The sequence below is a fragment of the Micromonospora psammae genome (genome assembly GCF_036902725.1).
Classification (GTDB): Bacteria; Actinomycetota; Actinomycetes; order Mycobacteriales; family Micromonosporaceae; genus Micromonospora.
Window position 1 is genome coordinate 25,181 of record NZ_JBAKHM010000018.1, and the last position, 17,188, is coordinate 42,368.

The following is a 17,188-nucleotide window of genomic DNA, read 5'->3' on the forward strand; positions in this document are numbered from 1 at the left end:
GGCTGGGAGCCGGCTGGGATGATCCACGGCCGGGCTGCGGTGTCGCGGGTGGCCGATAGACTCTCTCGTCATGAGTGTTGAATCGGACACGGCCCACCACGGTCGGCTGCTGGGCGCGGTGCACGGTCCGCAGGACGTGAAGCGGATGACCGCCGAGCAGCTGGACATCCTCGCCGCCGAGATCCGTGACTTCCTGATCGCCAAGGTCTCCCGCACCGGCGGGCACATCGGCCCGAACCTGGGTGTGGTGGAACTGACGCTGGCCATGCACCGGGTCTTCGACTCCCCCCGTGACCGGCTCCTGTTCGACACCGGCCACCAGGCGTACGTGCACAAGATCCTCACCGGCCGGCAGGACGGCTTCGACAAGCTGCGCCAGCGCGGCGGCCTCTCCGGCTACCCCAGCCAGGCCGAGAGCGAGCACGACCTGATCGAGAACTCGCACGCCTCCACCGCCCTGTCCTACGCCGACGGGCTGGCCAAGGCGTACGCCCTGCGCGGCGAGCAGCGCAGCGTGGTCGCCGTGGTTGGCGACGGCGCGCTGACCGGCGGCATGTGCTGGGAGGCGCTGAACAACATCGCCACCGCCGGCAACCCCCTCGTCATCGTGGTCAACGACAACGGCCGGTCGTACTCGCCGACCATCGGCGGCCTCGCCGACCACCTCTCCTTCCTGCGGCTCAACCCCGGCTACGAGAAGGTCCTCGACACGGTCAAGGACGCCCTCGGCTCCACCCCGCTGGTCGGCAAGCCGATGTACGAGGTGCTGCACGCCGTCAAGAAGGGCATCAAGGACGCGGTCGCGCCGCAGGCGATGTTCGAGGACCTCGGCATCAAGTACGTCGGCCCGGTCGACGGGCACGACATCGCCGCGGTCGAGTCGTCGCTGCGCGCCGCGAAGAACTTCGGCGGCCCGGTGATCGTGCACGCGGTCACCCGCAAGGGCTACGGTTACCGCCCGGCCGAGGAGGACGAGGCGGACTGCCTGCACGGCCCCGGCGGCGCCTTTGACGTGGAGACGGGCAAGCTCGTCGCCGCGCCCGCGGTCAAGTGGACCCATGTCTTCGCCGACGAGTTGGTCGCCATCGCCGACGAGCGCCCCGACGTGGTGGGCATCACCGCCGCGATGGCCGAGCCGACCGGCATCGCCAAGCTCGCCCGCAAGTACCCCGAGCGGGTGTACGACGTCGGCATCGCCGAGCAGCACGCCGCCACCTCGGCCGCCGGCCTGGCGATGGGCGGGCTGCACCCGGTGGTGGCGGTCTACGCGACCTTCCTCAACCGCGCCTTCGACCAGGTCCTGCTGGACGTGGCGATGCACAGGCTGCCGGTCACGTTCGTGCTGGACCGGGCCGGCATCACCGGCCCGGACGGGCCGAGCCACTACGGCATCTGGGACATGTCGGTCTTCGGTGTGGTGCCCGGCCTGCGGATCGCCGCGCCCCGGGACGCCAGCAGCCTCCGCGAGGAGCTGCGCGAGGCGGTGGCGGTCGACGACGGTCCCACCATCGTCCGCTTCCCGACCGGCACCGTCGCCGCCGACCTGCCGGCGGTCCGCCGCGTCGGCACCGTCGACGTGCTGGCCGAGTCGGCGCGTACCGACGTGCTGCTGGTCGCGGTCGGCTCCTTCGGCCAGCTGGGCATGGAGGTCGCCGCCCGCCTTGCCGAGCAGGGCTACGGCGTCACCGTGGTCGACCCGCGCTGGGTCCGTCCGGTCCCCGCCGAGCTGGTCGAGCTGGCCGCCGGCCACCGGCTCGTGGTCACCGTCGAGGACGGCGTCCGGGTGGGCGGCGTCGGCGACGCGCTCGGCCAGGCCATGCGGGACGCCGACGTCCGGGTTCCGCTGCGTGACCTCGGCGTGCCCGCCGACTGGCACCCGCACGGCACCCGGGCGCAGATCCTCGCCGACCTGGGGCTGACCGCGCAGGACGTGGCCCGGAACGTCACCGGCTGGATCTCCGGCCTGGACGCCGAGCCGGTGGAGCCGGTCCGGCTGCCCGCCAGCGAGGCCAGCCAGAACTGATCGCCGCGCCCGACGGGCGGTCCCGGTTTCTCCGGGGCCGCCCGTCGGCGTCTGCGAGACACCGTGCTCCCACCGTCAGCGCCGCATCAGCCCCGACTGCGAGGAAGCCCCGTGGTCCGACGTCGAGGAGGGCCCGGCGGCGCGACGCCCTGGAGGCCCGGTGGCGCGACGCCCTGGAGGCCCGGTGGCGCGACGCCCTGGAGGCCCGGCGGCGCGACGCCGAGGAAGCCCGACGAGAGCGATCCCCGCGCGGGGCTCCACGTCACGCCCACCGTCGGTCTCGGCCACGATGTGCGCCGCCGGCGCGGTCCACTGCGCTGTTGCCGCTGACATCCCGGCCTGCGCCCACGCCTGCACCGGCGGTAGTGCCTTGCACGTGCTTTAGAGCTGATGACGTAAACGACTCACCGCGCCCCCGGGTCGGGCCTGCCCTCCCGCCCACCTCCGCCCCCCGGCTCGGCTCGGCTTGCCCCGGCCCGGCTCGCCCCGGTGCCGGTCCGGGGTGACGTCGACGCGTGAAGATCGTGCTGCTACTTCCTGGAAGTAGTGGCATCAGCGCGGCGAGGATGCCACTACTTCCAGGAAGTAGCGCGATCTTGAAGGCGCGGGGGTGATCGGCGACCGGCAACCGGCGGCGTGCGAGTCGTTGGCGTCATCAGCTCCAAAGGGCGGTGTGAGGGATCCGTTGGCCTAGCCGGGTCCAGGACGGTGCGCGGGCGGGCGGGCGGGCGGTGCGCGGGCGGGGCACTGCGGGGCGGTCCGGAGGGCTGTGCGGGTTGGTGCAGGCGGCGGGCGGGGGCTCGACAGCCGCCGGGTCTGCGCTGACTCGCCGCCGCTGTCAGCTTCGAAGGGCAAGCACCGGCCTCGCGCCCCAGCCGGCGCGGCCACGGGGCCGGCCCGGCGGCCGGGTCCTCCTGACCACCGGCCGGCCTGGCGGCGAAGTCGGCTTGGTGGCCGGAGTCTGCCTTGCCACGGGTTGGCCTTGCCACGGGTTGGCCTTGCCACGGGTTGGCCTTGCCACGGGTTGGCCTTGCCACGGGTTGGCCTTGCCACGGGTTGGCCTTGCCACGGGTTGGCCTTGCCACGGGTTGGCCTTGCCACGGGTCGGCCTTGCCACGGGTCGGCCTTGCCACGGGTCGGCCTTGCCACGGGTCGGCCTTGCCACGGGGTCGGCCTGGCGGCGGGGCTGACCGCGGGCTGGCGTCAGCGGCCGCCGACGGAGCGGTAGTAGGTCTTCTCCGCGCCGGCGAGGCTGAAGGTCTGCTTCGCCGCCGGCATCGGCACGACCACGAGGCCGGGGCGGTCCACCAGCCGGGGGGTGCCCGGCGGTACCGCGAGCGTGGCGTCCCGGTTGCCCCGCCAGGTCAGCACGACAAGCGGCTGCCCCGGCACCGGCAGCACGTACGTCTGCAGGGGGTTGGACCGGTCGGCGGGGGAGACCACCGGGGGGCCGTCGCCGGCCGGGCGGTAGACCACCGAGGTCATCGTCCCGGCGTCGGTCTCCCAGCTGAGCTGCTCCAGGTCACCCGGGTCGTCGCCGCCGCCCAGCGCCATCTCGCCGATGGCCCGGACGGTCACCTTCTCCATCGGCCACGACTCGGGCACCGAGCGGGGCGCGTCCCGGTCGCCGATCCGGCGCGGGATGCTGCCGAACGGGCCCCGCTCGTCGGCGAGCACGCAGGTGTCCAGCCCGTCCAGGGCCCGCCGACCGGAGCCCGTCTCGTCCCGCACCAACGGGTACCGGGGGTCGGTGGTGGCGGTGCCGAGGTCGAGCAGCCGGTCCGCGGCCCGGCCCCGGGGCAGCGACTCGGTGGCCCGCAACGTCGCGGTCACCGGCACCGCCGCGCAGGCCGGCACCGCCGCCCGGGCGCTGAGCCCGTCGGTCACCATCAGCGCCCGGCCGTCCGGGCCGAGCAGCCGCTCCACCCGCCCCGAGGTCAGGTAGCGGCGCCCGTCGGGCAGCTGCACCGGCAGCACGTCGGCGTACGCCAGATAGCCGGGATCGGTGTACTCGGTGGCCCGGTCGACCCGGTACCGGCCGCCGGACCCGTCGAGCTGGAGCAGCCAGGAGGCGCTCTCGCCGGGCACGTCGGCGACGACCAGGGCCAGCGGGGCGCCGCCGACCTCCCCCGACCAGAGGATGCCGGACGACGGCAGGTGGGCCCGGTCGTCGATCGGCGACCGCCAGGCCCGTACCGCCTCGGTCACCGCCCTCGTCGCGGCGGCGTCGCCGGCGAGCGAGCCGCGCGGCGGCCACACCGGCAGGGTGCCGTCCAGGCTGTCGTAGCCCATCCGCAGCTCCGGCGACCGGCGCTCGGTGACCGGACCGCACGCTGTCACCAGGAGCGCCGCGGTGAGCAGCGCGATGGCCCTCACGCCGCGCCGGCGGACTCGAGCCACCTGTACGCCCCCCGATCCCGTCACCGTCGTTGTCGGAAGCCCACATGGTACGCAACGCCCGCGGGCGCGGGCGCGGCCGCCCGGGGGCCCGGGGACGGCAGGACTCACCAGGGACAGCGCGTGGATTTCGTGTGATTTTCCGGCTCCGGTAGACTCCGCCGACTGTGACGTCTGCCGAGCCCCGTGGCGAATCCGCACCGGACCCCGACGCTCCCACCGGCGCGAGCCGGGGCACCGCCACGGCGGTGGCGGACGTCGCCACACCGGAGCCGACGACCGTACCCGCCGTCGGCGTGGCCCCGGACGTCGTACCCGAGGGGCGGCGGACCGCGACGCGGCGCGACGGCGCCGCGGCGCCCGCGTGGGCACGGCGGTGGCGCTGGACCCCCCGGCGCAAGGACCTCACGGTGTACGGGATCTTCCTGTTCGCCGCCCTCTGGGTGACCAGCCAGATCTGGGTCGACCCGGCCGGCCGGGTCGCCTCGCTCTACAGCAGCGACCCGGCGCAGGTGCAGTTCTTCCTCGCCCACTCGGTGCGGGTGGTGCTGCACGGCGAGTTCCCGTTCTACACCGACCAGTTCAACTACCCCGACGGCGTCAACCTGATGGCGAACACGGCGGTGCTGGCGCTGGGCATCCCGATGGTGCCGGTCACCCTGCTCTTCGGGCCCGCCGTGTCCTTCGTGGTGCTGGTCACCCTCGGCCTGGCCGGCACCGCCGCGGGCTGGTACCACGTGCTCTCCCGGCACCTGGTGGGGCGGCGGCTGGCGGCCGCCGTCGGCGGCTGGTTCTGCGGGTTCTCGCCGGCGATGCTTTCGCACGCCAACTGGCACCCCAACATCATCTCGCAGTTCCTGCTGCCGTTCATCGTCTGGCGGGTCATGGTGCTCACCCGCTCGACCCGCCCGGTGCGCGACGGCGTGCTGCTCGCCCTGCTGGTCACCACCCAGGCGTTCATCAACGAGGAGATCCTGCTCTTCACCGCGCTGGCCTGCGGCGTCTTCCTCACCGCGGTGCTGGTGCAGCGACCGGCGCGGTGGTCGGCCGCGTGGCGCCCGCTGGCGAAGGGCCTGTCGGCCTGCGCGCTGCTGGCCGGTGCGCTGCTGGCGTACCCGCTCTGGGTGCAGTTCGCCGGGCCGATGGCGTACCACGGGCTCAGCGCCACGGTCCGCGACTACGGCAACGACATCGCCGCCTTCTTCGCACCGGGGTCGCCGACCTTCGGCGGCAACGAACGGGCCAACGTCAACCTCGCCCCGAACTACTCGGAGGAGAACGCCTTCTTCGGCTGGAGCCTCGCGCTGACCGCCGTCGGCATCGTGATCTGGCTGCGCCGGGACGTCCTGGTCCGGGCCCTCGCCGCGACCGGCGCCTTCTTCGCCGTGCTCTCCCTCGGCGAGCGCATCTCGTGGTGGGACCGGGACCTCTTCACCGGCCCGTGGGAGCTGCTCGTCCGGCTGCCGCTGCTCGACGCGGTGGTGCCCACCCGGTTCGCCCTGATCACCTCCGTGGTGATCGGCGTGCTGCTGGCGCTGGCGGTGCAGCGGGCCTGGACGCTGCGCGGCGCCGAGTGGCGGCACGCCCGTACCGTCACCGTGGCCGCCCTGGTCATCGCCCTGCTGCCGATCGTGCCGATGCCGCTGAAGGTGACCTCCCGGCCACCGGTGCCGGACTTCATCACCGCCGACCGCTGGCGGGAGTACGTGGGTCCGGACCAGACCCTCGTCCCGATCCCCGTGCCGAGCATGGGCAACACCTACGGGATGCGCTGGGCCGCCGCCACCAACCTCGACTTCAAGATCCCCGGCGGCTACTTCCTCGCCCCGCGCAACGGCACCACCGGTGACCCGGGCCGCTTCGGCGGCCGGCCCAGCGGCATCGGCGAACTGCTCGACGAGGTGGCCACCACCGGCCGTACGCCGAAGCTGAACGACCGGCAGCGCCGCCGCTGCCTCGACGAGCTGCGGCACTGGCGGTCGGCGGTGCTGGTGCTGCCGGTACGCCAGCACCACGCCGAGCCGCTGCGCCGGACCGTGGAGCAGCTCGTCGGCCCCGGCCGGCGGGAGCTGGACGTCTGGGTGTGGGACGTCCGGTCGCTGGACGCCCGCTCCGCCTGACGTCCGGAGCCGCTCAGCCGACCAGCGGGCGGACGTCCCAGAGCCAGACGTCGTCGACCCGCTGCGCCGGGCCGAGCAGGCCGGTCATCAGCTCCCGCAGCACCGCCTCCCGCGGGTGCGCGCCGAGCACCACCACCGACGCCTTCCAGAAGCGCAGGTCCGCCACCGCCTGGCGGCGGTTCTCCTCGGTCAGCGCCGGCACCGTGCCGGAGTCCATGCTGGAGTAGATCAGGGTGCTGGTGGGGCGGTTCGGGGCGCCGAAGACCCCCTCGCCCTTCTCGTTGGGGCCGATGAAGTAGCCGCCCGGCACGGGGAACTCGTGCCCGGTCAGGGCACTCCAGCGCAGCGTGGGCAGGCCGTGCACGTTGCTCGGGATCGGCACCGGCACCAGGGTGCGGCCGTTCGGCACGTACGGACGCCAACCGCCGGCGGTGATGAAGCGCGGCGGCGGGTCCACCGGCTGCGCCGGCAGCGGACGCGGGAACAGCGGCAGCACGGCGAGCGCGATCGCCGCGTACCCCACCGGGCGCAGCCACCGCCGGCGGGCCGGCGCCGGCGTGGTGGGCCGGTTCGCGGCGTCGTCGGCCGGCCGGCGCGGCGCCGGGGCGGTGGCGCGGCCGTAGCCGGCGACCGCGTCCCAGGCCAGCGCGAGCAGGACGCCGACCGCCGCGACCACCACCAGGCTCAACCGGGTCGGCATCATCATCTCGACCAGCGGCAGGTCGTCCGGGATGTACGCCCAGGGGCCGTCGGTGTCGGTCTCCACCCCGTTGAACCGCACCTTCGGGCCGATCGAGGCGACGGTGAAGACCACCACCAGCACCCCGGCGACCCGGGCCGCCAGCGACCGGCGCCAGAGCAGCACCAGGGCGGCCAGCGCGACCAGCACCAGCGGCCAGCCGAACCAGGTGTTCTGCTCGGTGAGGCCGATGGTCTTCTCTACCGCCTCGTCGCCGGCCACGGTGTCCCGGGCGAAGGTGACGAAGGCCATCAGGTCCTCGCCCCAGTTGTGGAACACCCCGCCCTGCAGGCCCCGGTAGGACTGCGGGCCGTTGAACTGGTACCAGATCGGGTAGCCGGTGAGCAGCAGGGCCAGCCCGCCGCCGAGGCCCAGCGCGGCCAGGAAACCCCCGGCCCGCGCCCGCGCCGCCCGGGGCCGCTGCGCCACGTACGCCAGCACCACCACCAGGCAGGCCAGCGCGGTCAGCAGCAGCATCTCCTCGTTGATGAAGATCTGGTACGCCACCAGCAGGCCCAGCACCACCCCGTCGCGCCGCCACCGGCCCGGCTGCCCGAGGCCGAAGACCCGGACCACGATCAGCGGCAGGAGGAAGTTGGAGACGAAGTTGGGCTGCCCGTTGGCGTGGTGCACGATGCCCGGCGCGAAGCCGAGGAAGGCGCCGCCGACGAAGGCCGCCCCGCGGGAGCGCACCAGGTGCCGCGAGAGCACCCAGTACGAGGTGGCCGCGGTGGCGGCGAGCGCCCCACCCAGATAGAGCGCGTACGTCACCTGCGGTCCGAAGAGGAGGGTCACCGGGGCGAGTGGGATGGTCATGCCCAGCAGTGAGGTGTTGGCCATCATGTTCACCCCGTCCGGCGCGTTCTGCCGGGCGCTGAACAGCGGGTTCTCCAGATGCCGCACCGAGTGGGCGCCGTGCTGGAAGAGCCACTCGAACCAGCTGTGGTCGGTGGGCAGGTGGGAGGAGACCCGGTGCTGCACGTCCACCCAGTAGTTCAGGCACACGAAAACGCCGAGCAGCACATAGGCTCCGATGGCCAGCAGGTCGGCCCGGGCCGGTCGCCGGCGGGGCCGCCGTGTCGGTTCGGCCACGACGGGCTCGGCCCCAACGGGAGCGGACGTCGGGTTCAGCGAGGGATCTACCACCGGCACAGCCACGACGGGCCATCGTACAGGCGGCGACGAATCGGACCCGCCGGCCGGTGGACCGGAGCGGATGGGGCCGGATTCGGGTCGTGGCGGTCCGGGGGAGGGGTGGACGTGGCGATGATCGATCTTGGGGAGATCCGCGCGGACGCCGAGCCCGAGCCGCTGCGCCGGCCACCCCGCGCTGCCGGCCGGCCCCTGCGGGTCGCTCTGCTGGCCGTGCTGCTCGTCGTCTCCATGGCCGGCGCCGCCGCACCCCCGCAGCGCAGCCTCTTCACCGTGCCGGCCGGGCCCACCACGTCGGCCGTCCTGCACGGTGACCTGCTCTTCGTGCTGGAGCGCGGGGACACGCCGGCCGCCCGGGGCGGCCAGCTCGTCGCCTACGCCGTGCCGGCGGACGGCACCGGCCCGCTCACCCCGCGATGGCGTGCCCCGCTGCCCGCGGCGAGCGCCGCCGAGGGGGTCTCCGTGGTGGGCGACATGGTGCTGGTGACCGGCGGCGCGACCCCGGAGGCGCCGGCGCGCACCGCCGCCTTCGACCTGGCCACCGGGGTGCGCCGCTGGGAGCTGCCGGGCGTCGCCTTCAGGTCGGGGGAGGGTCTGCTCATGGTCGACGGCGGCGGCGACCGGTCCACCGAGTTCCGCTCCGTCGAGCTGGCCACCGGCCGGGTCAGCTGGTCGCTGTCGACACCGCCGGACGCCAGCTGGCGGTGGGGCCCCGACGGGATCGACCGGATCGTGGCCACTCCCGCCTCCGGCGAGGTGCAGATCTGGGACCCCCGTAGCGGCGTGCGGCTGCGAGCGGCGAACATCCGCCCCGGCGAGCTGCCCACTCCCCAGCGGGCGCAGCCGGTCGGCGACCTGCTGCTGGTGGTCGGGGAGAACGCCACCCGGGTCACCGCATACGGGCTGGACGAGCTGGACCGCCGCTGGGAGGCCAGGACCGGGGCGTCGCACTTCGAGTCCTGTGGCGCCCTCATCTGCGGGTACGGGCACACCGAGGGCATGTGGGCCCTCGACCGGGCCACCGGGGACGTGCGGTGGCGGGCCGACCGCTGGAACGGCCGGCTGACCGAGCGGGACGGCCGAATGTTGGTGATGGCACCGCACACCGGCGGCCGGGAGACGCTCGCGATCCTCGACACCGCGACCGGACGCACGGTCGCCGAGCTGGGCAGCTGGCAGCTGGCCAGCTGGTATCCGTTCGACGGCCGGTTGATCGGGTCGCGCCGCGCCGGGACGGGACGGCTGGTCGTCGCCGACCTGGACCCGGCGGCCGGCGAGGCCCGCGCCCTCGACGTGGTCACCGGGGTCACCGGCGACTGCCAGGCCACCCCGACGCTGCTGCTCTGCCGCAGGGGTGACGACGCGTACGGGATCTGGCGGTTGCCCCGGTGACCGTGATCGACCTCGGCGAGCGGAGCCACGACACCGAACCGGACCCGCCGCCCCCACCCCCGCCCGTCGGTCGTCAGCTGCGCGCGGCGCTGGTCGCCCTGCTCACCCTGCTCGCCCTCGGCGCGGCGGCGCCCGCACCGGCGCGGGCCGTGCGCATCCCCGTGCCGGCCACGTCCCAGCCGGGCTCCCTCGTCGCCGCCGGCCTGCTCATCCTCGTCGGGGAGCGGGTCGCCGGGCCGGACGGGCCGCCCCAGCTCATCGCGGTGGACGTGACCGACGGGCGAACCCGGTGGCGACTGCCGCTGCCGGACGCCGCGCCGGTCTCCGTGCTCGAACGACTCGGCGACGACGTGGTGGTGACCGTCGAGTCCGACGAGGGCCCGACCACCCTGCTGATCGACCCCACCGCCGGCCGGGTGCGCTGGCGGCGGGCCGGGACGGCGACGCCGACCGGCGACGGTGGACTGTTGCTGAGTGCTGCCGGCCCGGAAGCCGTGCACGGGGTCGATCCGGGCTCCGGCGCGGTCCGCTGGTCGGTGGCCTCCGGCGCGGACACCGTCCAGTACCGCTACGACGCCCGGACGGTCGACGCGTTCGTCCTGGTGGCCGTCACCGGCCGGATCCAGGTCTACGACGCCAGTACCGGCGAGAGGCGGGCGGCCTTCACGATCCCGCCGCCCCGACCCGGCGGGTACGAGTCGACGCAGGTGGTCGGGGACCTGCTGCTGGTCGTCGGAGAGCCGGACCGGGTCGCCGCGTACGGGCTGGACGACGGGGCGCTGCGCTGGGAGGCGCCGCTGGACCCGACGGCGCCGATCACGAACGACTGCGGAGACGCCATCTGCCTCGGCCAGCCGAGCCGGGCCCGGGTGATCGACCCGGCCACCGGGCGGGTGCGCTGGACGGCCGACGGATGGGCCCCACTCACTCTGGTGGGCGACCGGTTGCTCGCCGGCGGCCCGGAGGGGGCCCGCCAGCAGTACGCCCTGCTCGATCCGGCGACCGGCCGGGTCCTCGCCGAGCTGGGCCGGTGGCAGCCGGTCGGCGAGCTGCGGGGGAAGCGGTTGCTGGTGACCCGCCTGCTGCCCCGCAACCGGCAGCTCCTGGCCGAGCTGGAGCTGGCCACCGGCGAGGTGCGGGTCCGCCACGTGCTGCCCGGTTGGTCCGGCTCGTGCGACTACGCCGACCGCGTCCTGCACTGCCTGACGGAGGGTGGGCAGATCCGAGCGTGGCGGCTGCCCGGTTGACCTGCCCGCCCCCGCCGGGCCCCGGCGTCGGGTTTGGTGGCCGGCACTAGGTTGTCGGGCAGGTCGGCGAGGAGGTCGGGATGCGGGTACTGGTGGTCGAGGACGAGCGCAACCTCGCCGACGCGATCGCGCGCGGGCTGCGCAAGCGCGGCATGGCGGTCGACGTGGCCTACGACGGCGACGCCGGCCACGAGGCCGCCTTCGTCACCCGGTACGACGTGGTGGTCCTCGACCGGGACCTGCCGGGGATGCACGGCGACCAGATCTGCGCCGAACTGGCCGCCTCCGGCACCCTGACCCGGGTGCTGATGCTGACCGCCAGCGACAGCGTGGCGGACCGGGTCGAGGGGCTGGGCCTCGGCGCCGACGACTACCTGCCCAAGCCGTTCGCCTTCGACGAGCTGGTCGCCCGGGTGCAGGCGCTGGGCCGGCGGGCCACCCCGGCCGCCCCGCCCGTGCTGGCGATCGCCGACCTGGTGCTGGACCCGGCCCGCCGGGTGATCAGCCGGGGCGGCGCCCCGGTCGACCTGACCAACAAGGAGTTCGGCGTGCTCTGCGAGCTGGTCAAGGCCCGCGGCGCGGTGGTCTCCAGCGAGGAACTGCTGGAACGGGTCTGGGACGCCAACACCGACCCGTTCACCACCATCGTCCGGGTGACCGTGATGACCCTGCGCAGGAAACTCGGCGACCCGCCGCTGATCGAGACCGTCGTCGGCGCCGGCTACCGGACGGTGGGGGTATGACCCGCCGGCTGCGCCCCACGCTGCGGCTGCGGTTGACCCTGCTCAACGGGGTGCTGCTGGTGGGCGCCGGGGCGGTCCTGGTGGCGCTGGCCTGGCTGCTGGTCCGCGACGCGCTGCGCCCGAGCGACGAGCTGCGCGCCGGCACCACCGTGCTGCTGGCCGACGGCCGCACCCTCGACGCCGCCGTCTGGCAGCGCCAACTGGTCGACGCGGCGTCGCAGGAGCTGCTGTTCAAGGGCCTGGTCGCCCTGCTGGCGATCAGCGTGGTCGGGGTCGCCGGGGCGTACCTGGTGGCGGGGCGGGCGCTGCGACCGCTGCACCAGGTCACCGCCACCGCGCAGCGCCTCGGCGAGGCCACCCTGGACCAGCGGATCGGCTGGTCCGGGGCCGACGACGAGGTTGCCGAGCTGGCCCGCACCTTCGACGCGATGCTGGACCGGATCGCCGCCGCCTTCGAGGCGCAGAAACGCTTCGTCGCCAACGCCTCGCACGAGCTGCGTACCCCGCTCGCGGTGATGCGGACCGAGATCGACGTCACGCTCAGCGACGACGAGGCGGACACGGCCGAGTACCGCCGGATGGCCACCGTGGTGCGCGACGCCTCGGAACGGGCCAACGGGCTGGTGGACGCGCTGCTGGTGCTCGCCCGCAGCGAGGCCCAGACCGGTCGCCGGCTGGCCCGCCGCACCGAGTGTGACCTCGCCACCGGTACGGCCAACGCCCTGTCGGCCGTCGCCCGGGAGGTGGAGCGGATCGGGCTGCGGGTGCAGACCTCGCTCCGGCCGGCCCCGGTGGTCGGCGATCCGGGACTGCTGGACCGGCTCGCCGGCAATCTGATCGAGAACGCGGTCCGCTACAACCACCTGCACGGCCGGCTCTGGGTACGAACCGGCACCGACGGGTGCACCTCCTTCCTCGTGGTGGGGAACACCGGCTTCGAGGTGGACCCGGCCGACGTGCCGGGGCTCTTCGAGCCGTTCCGGCGGGGCGGGCGGGAGCGGACCGGGGCGCGCGGGTCCGGGTTGGGGCTCTCCATCGTCCGGGCGGTCTGCGACGCGCACGGCGGGGCCGTCACGGTCGTGGCCCAGCCCGGTGGCGGGCTGGAGGTGACGGTGGCGCTGCCGGCCGCCGGTGCGGAGGGCGCGGTCGCGCGGCCCGCCGCCGTCCGGTCCACCGCGCACCGCGAGCGCTGACGCCCCGGAGCGCGCCGCCACGGCCGGCTGACCGGAACGGGCCCCGTCCACCTCGGTGGACGGGGCCCGCTGTCGCGGCGTACGAGTCAGGACTTCTGCTCGATCTGCCCGCGCATGGTGGCGAACTCCGCCTGCGCGTCGGCACCGTTCTTGAAGTAGATCATGATCATGCCGAGGCTGCCCTTGTCGCTCCAGACGCAGACGCCCAGCGGCACCTTGGCGGCCTTGGCGTCGCCGCACCTGGCCACACCGCCGAGCGGCCCCGCGTCGACGGTCTTCATCGCGCCGATCTCGACGTCGCTGGTCCGGGCGCCCGCGAGGAAGTCGTTCAGCGTCCTGGTCGGGTCGGGGTTCAGGCCGGAGGCGGCCGCGACCATCACCAGGTCCCGCTTGGCGGGGTTGCCGTAGAACGCGCCGGCGGTGCTGGTCGCGTCCGGGATGGTGCGGTTGAGCTCCGACTCCAGCTGCTCGGCGACGTCCTGGAGGTTCGGGTCGGTGACCTTCGGTCGCCCGGCGAGCGTCTCCGGCGCGCTGACCCGGGTGTCCTGGGCGTCGACGGCCTCCTTCACCTCGTCCTTGACCAGGAAGAAGACGGCCGCGCCGCCGCCCAGGCAGAGCACCAGGAGCACGGCGAGCACGATCAGCACGATCTTGCCGGCGGAGGACTTCCTCGGCGCCGGCGGGACGCCCGGGCCGCCGTACGGCTGGCCGGACGCGTTCGGGTCGCCCCACGGCTGGCCGGGCGGAGCCGGGGCGCCGGTGGGCGGCGGGTAGGCCCCGGGCTGCGGCGGTGGGTAGGCCCCCGGTTGCGGCGGCGGATATCCGGCGGGCTGTTGCTGCGGCGGCGGGTACGAGCCGTACGGCCCGTCGCCCTGCGGATTCGCGGGATAGGGGTTGGCCGGCGGCTGGGACATGGGGCGGCTCCAGGTCTGCGGGGAGGGGAACGGGTGATCTTAGCCAGCCGCTGTCGACGAACCGCCGGCCGACCGGGACGGCCCCGGGTCGACGGTCCCGAAGGGGTGACCGCCGACCCGGGTAGCCGTCGACTCAGGACCGCTTCTCGAGCTGGCCCCGGATCCTGGTGAACTGGGCCTTCGCCTTGGCGCCGGTGGAGAAGAACATCACGATGATGCCGACGCTGCCCTGGTCGGCCCAGGCGCAGACGCCCAGCGAGACGCCGGAGGCCCGGCCGTCGCCGCAGCGCGCGGCACCGCCGAGCGGGCCCGGGTCGACAGTGGACGTCTTCCGGACGGCCAGTGACCCGGAGAGCCCCTCGACCGCTTCGTCCAGTTCGCTCTCCGGGTCGAGCACGAAACCGGTGGCGCCGGCGACCATGATCATGTTTCGCCGGGTCGGGCTGCCGTAGAAGGCGCCGATGGCGCCGCTCTCGTTGCGGACGGTCGACTTCATGTCCTTGACCATCCCGTCGGCCAGCTTCCGCAGCTCCGGATCGGTGCTCTTGGCCCGGCCGGCGAGGGTCTTCGGTGCGACCAGCCGGATCCGCGGCTCGGGGCTGGGCTCCGCCGACGGGGTCTCCTCGGCGGGGGCGGTGGCGGTGGGCGTCGCGCCCCGGGTGGGGGCCGAGCTGGCCACCGGGTCCGGGTCGTCCCCGCCGGAGAGGGCGACGTAGGCGAGGCCGCCGCCGCCCAGGCAGAGCACCAGCAGGCCGGCCAGCCCCAGCGACAGGATCAGCGGGAGCCGGGACTTCCTGGCCGGCGGGGCGGCCGGAGCGCCGTAGGGCTGGCCGTACGGCGGCTGCACGGAGGGGAAGCCGCCGTACGCCTGGGTGGGTTGGGGATCGGGGTGCGGCCCGGGCTGGGGCGCGGCCGGCCAGCCACCGGCCTGGGTGGGCGGCGGGGGCTGCCCGCCGGGCGGGTACGGGTGGGGGCCGGGGGGCGAGCCGTGCTCCGGCTGCCCGGACCAGGGATCGACCGGCGGTGAGGACATTGATCAGCTCCAGCGCGAGATGAGAACGGGTGATGGTAGCCAGCCGAAGTCCCCTCCCGCTGCCCCGAATCCGACCCGACGGCGCCCACGAACGACGATCGCGGTGGCCGGCGGCGCCGCGAGGGGCGCGCCGACCACCGCGATCGCGGGGGAGCGGGTGGGGTCAGCCGCGCAGGCTGGCCGCCCCGAGCGGCAGGAACCGCCGGCCGGTGACCTGCTCGGAGGTGCCGGTCCGGTCCAGGTACGGCGTGACGCCGCCCAGGTGGAACGGCCAGCCGGCGCCGAGGATCATGCACAGGTCGATGTCCTGCGCCTCGGCGACGACACCCTCGTCGAGCATCAGCCGGATCTCCTGCGCCAGCGCGTCGAGCGCGTTCTGGCGCACCTGCTCGGCGGTGAGCGGCTGGTCGCCGACCACCAGGAGCTTGGCGACGTCCTCGTTCACCCGGTCGTCGACCACGATCGGCTGACCGGAATCGGCGATCCGCTTGAGGTTCTCGCTGACCGCGAACCGGTCCGGGAACGCCGCGTGCAGGGTGCCACCCACGTGGTACGCCACCGCCGGCCCGACCAGCTGGAGCAGGGCGAGCGGGCGCATCGGCAGGCCCAGCGGGTCCAGCGCGCTGTTCGCCACGTCCAGCGGGGTGCCCTGGTCGACGGCGGCGAAGACGGTGCCGAGGAAGCGGGTGAGCAGCCGGTTGACCACGAACGCGGGCGCGTCGGAGACCAGCACCGACGACTTCTTCAGCTGCTTGCCGACGGCGAACGCGGTGGCCAGGGTGGCGTCGTCGCTCCGCTCGCCGCGGACGATCTCCAGCAGCGGCATCATCGCCACCGGGTTGAAGAAGTGGAAGCCGACCACCCGCTCCGGGTGCTCCAGCTCCGCCGCCATCGCGGTGACCGACAGCGACGAGGTGTTCGTCGCCAGCACCGCCTCCGGCTTGACGATCTTCTCCAGCTCCGCCCAGACCTGCTTTTTGACGTCCAGGTCCTCGAAGACCGCCTCGATCACAAAATCGGCGTCGGCGAAGACGGACTTGTCGACCGCGCCGCTGACCAGGCCGTACAGCTTGGCGGCGGTGCCCTTGTCCATCCGGCCCTTGCTGACGGCCTTCTCGATCTGGGTGTGCACGTAGCCGACGCCCTTGTCCACCCGGGCCTGGTCCAGGTCGGTCATGACGACCGGCACCTGGAGGCGACGGGCGAAGAGCAGCGCGAGCTGGCTGGCCATCAGGCCGGCGCCGACGATGCCCACCTTGGTGACCGGCCGGGCCAGGCCCTTGTCCGGCGCGCCGGCCGGCCGCTTGGCCCGCCGCTGCACCAGGTCGAAGGCGTACAGGCCGCTGCGCAGCTCCTCGCTGAAGACCAGGTCGGCCAGGGCCTCGTCCTCGGCGGCGGTGCCGGTGGCGAAGTCGGCGTCCTTCGCCGTCTCCAGCAGGTCCAGCGCCTTGTACGCGGCCGGGACCGCGCCGTGCAGCCGCTGGTCGAGGGTCTGCCGGGCGAAGTAGAGCACGCCCGCCCACATGTCCTTGTCGACCTCGGGCCGGACCACGGTGACCTCGCCGCGGACCACGCCGGCGGCCCACTCCAGGGACCGCTCCAGGAAGTCGCCCGGCTCCAGCAGCACGTCCGCGATGCCCATCTCGGCGGCCTGCTTCGGCTTGAGCATCTTGTTCTGCATCAGCGGGTTCTGGATGATCACCTGGGTCGCCGCCGGGATGCCGATCAGGTTCGGCAGCAACTGGGTGCCGCCCCAGCCGGGGACCAGGCCGAGGGAGACCTCGGGCAGGGCCAGCGCCGCCGCGCCGCCGGAGAGGGTCCGGTAGTGGCAGTGCAGGGCCAGCTCCAGGCCGCCGCCCATCGCCGCGCCGTTGACGAAGGCGAAGGTCGGGATCTCGCTGTCCTTGAGCCGGGCGAAGACCCGGTGGCCGAGCCGGCCGACCTCGAGGGCCTGCTCCCGGTCGGCGAGCGCCGGCAGGCCGACGATGTCGGCGCCGACGCAGAAGATGTACGGCTTGCCGGTGACCGCGATGAACGCCGGGTTCGCCGCGAGCGCCGCGGTGATCGCCTCGTCCAGGCTGGTCAGACCGGCCGGGCCGAAGGTGTTCGGCTTCGTGTGGTCGAAGCCGTTGTCCAGCGTGATCAACGCGGCCGGCCGGTCCAGGCCCGGAACGTTCACCTGGCGCAGCAGCGCCCGGGTGACGACCTCGTTCGGGGTGGAGAGCGCGCTCACCG

11 protein-coding genes are annotated in these 17,188 nt (G+C 74.3%); 6 read left to right on the forward strand and 5 right to left on the reverse strand.

Going from position 1 to position 17,188, the window contains the following annotated elements:
* Positions 1–70: 70 nt before the first annotated feature.
* Positions 71–2,023, forward strand: coding sequence for a 1-deoxy-D-xylulose-5-phosphate synthase (dxs, locus tag V6U79_RS20715; RefSeq protein WP_334526970.1), 1,953 nt, complete (start codon positions 71–73; stop codon positions 2,021–2,023).
* Between the two features lie 1,203 nt (positions 2,024–3,226).
* Here the strand turns inward: dxs and V6U79_RS20720 are convergent.
* The gene (locus tag V6U79_RS20720; RefSeq protein ID WP_442933330.1) at positions 3,227–4,423 is read right to left on the reverse strand and encodes a hypothetical protein; all 1,197 of its coding nucleotides are present in this window, start codon (positions 4,421–4,423) and stop codon (positions 3,227–3,229) included.
* Positions 4,424–4,716: 293 nt separating this feature from the next.
* On the opposite strand from V6U79_RS20720, the gene V6U79_RS20725 reads away from it, so the two are divergent.
* Entirely contained in the window at positions 4,717–6,540 is a 1,824-nt protein-coding gene (locus V6U79_RS20725; protein WP_334615568.1) for a glycosyltransferase family protein, read from the forward strand.
* A 13-nt stretch (positions 6,541–6,553) separates the two neighbouring features.
* Here the strand turns inward: V6U79_RS20725 and V6U79_RS20730 are convergent, their stop codons facing one another.
* Positions 6,554–8,425, reverse strand: coding sequence for a hypothetical protein (locus tag V6U79_RS20730; protein WP_334615569.1), 1,872 nt, complete (start codon positions 8,423–8,425; stop codon positions 6,554–6,556).
* Positions 8,426–8,545: 120 nt separating this feature from the next.
* Between V6U79_RS20730 and V6U79_RS20735 the strand changes: the two genes are divergently transcribed.
* The 4 genes from V6U79_RS20735 to V6U79_RS20750 all read left to right on the forward strand — a co-directional run bounded on the left by V6U79_RS20735 (position 8,546) and on the right by V6U79_RS20750 (position 13,006).
* A complete protein-coding gene (locus V6U79_RS20735) occupies positions 8,546–9,823 on the forward strand; it encodes a hypothetical protein (RefSeq protein ID WP_334615531.1) in 1,278 nt (425 codons plus the stop codon).
* On the forward strand, positions 9,820–11,070 hold the full coding sequence (locus V6U79_RS20740; protein WP_334615533.1) for an outer membrane protein assembly factor BamB family protein: 1,251 nt from the start codon (positions 9,820–9,822) through the stop codon (positions 11,068–11,070). The genes V6U79_RS20735 and V6U79_RS20740 overlap by 4 nt, the downstream gene beginning before the upstream one ends.
* Positions 11,071–11,150: 80 nt before the next feature.
* Entirely contained in the window at positions 11,151–11,813 is a 663-nt protein-coding gene (locus V6U79_RS20745; protein ID WP_334526959.1) for a response regulator transcription factor, read from the forward strand.
* On the forward strand, positions 11,810–13,006 hold the full coding sequence (locus V6U79_RS20750) for a sensor histidine kinase (protein WP_334526956.1): 1,197 nt from the start codon (positions 11,810–11,812) through the stop codon (positions 13,004–13,006). Before V6U79_RS20745 ends, V6U79_RS20750 begins: the two co-directional genes overlap by 4 nt.
* Before the next feature lie 86 nt (positions 13,007–13,092).
* Here V6U79_RS20750 and V6U79_RS20755 read toward each other — a convergent pair whose 3' ends face one another.
* The 3 genes from V6U79_RS20755 to V6U79_RS20765 all read right to left on the reverse strand — a co-directional run bounded on the left by V6U79_RS20755 (position 13,093) and on the right by V6U79_RS20765 (position 17,186).
* Entirely contained in the window at positions 13,093–13,920 is an 828-nt protein-coding gene (locus V6U79_RS20755; RefSeq protein ID WP_334526953.1) for a hypothetical protein, read from the reverse strand.
* Positions 13,921–14,053: 133 nt separating this feature from the next.
* On the reverse strand, positions 14,054–14,953 hold the full coding sequence (locus tag V6U79_RS20760; protein ID WP_334526952.1) for a hypothetical protein: 900 nt from the start codon (positions 14,951–14,953) through the stop codon (positions 14,054–14,056).
* Between the two features lie 163 nt (positions 14,954–15,116).
* Positions 15,117–17,186, reverse strand: coding sequence for a 3-hydroxyacyl-CoA dehydrogenase NAD-binding domain-containing protein (locus V6U79_RS20765; protein WP_334526949.1), 2,070 nt, complete (start codon positions 17,184–17,186; stop codon positions 15,117–15,119).
* Positions 17,187–17,188: the final 2 nt, after the last annotated feature.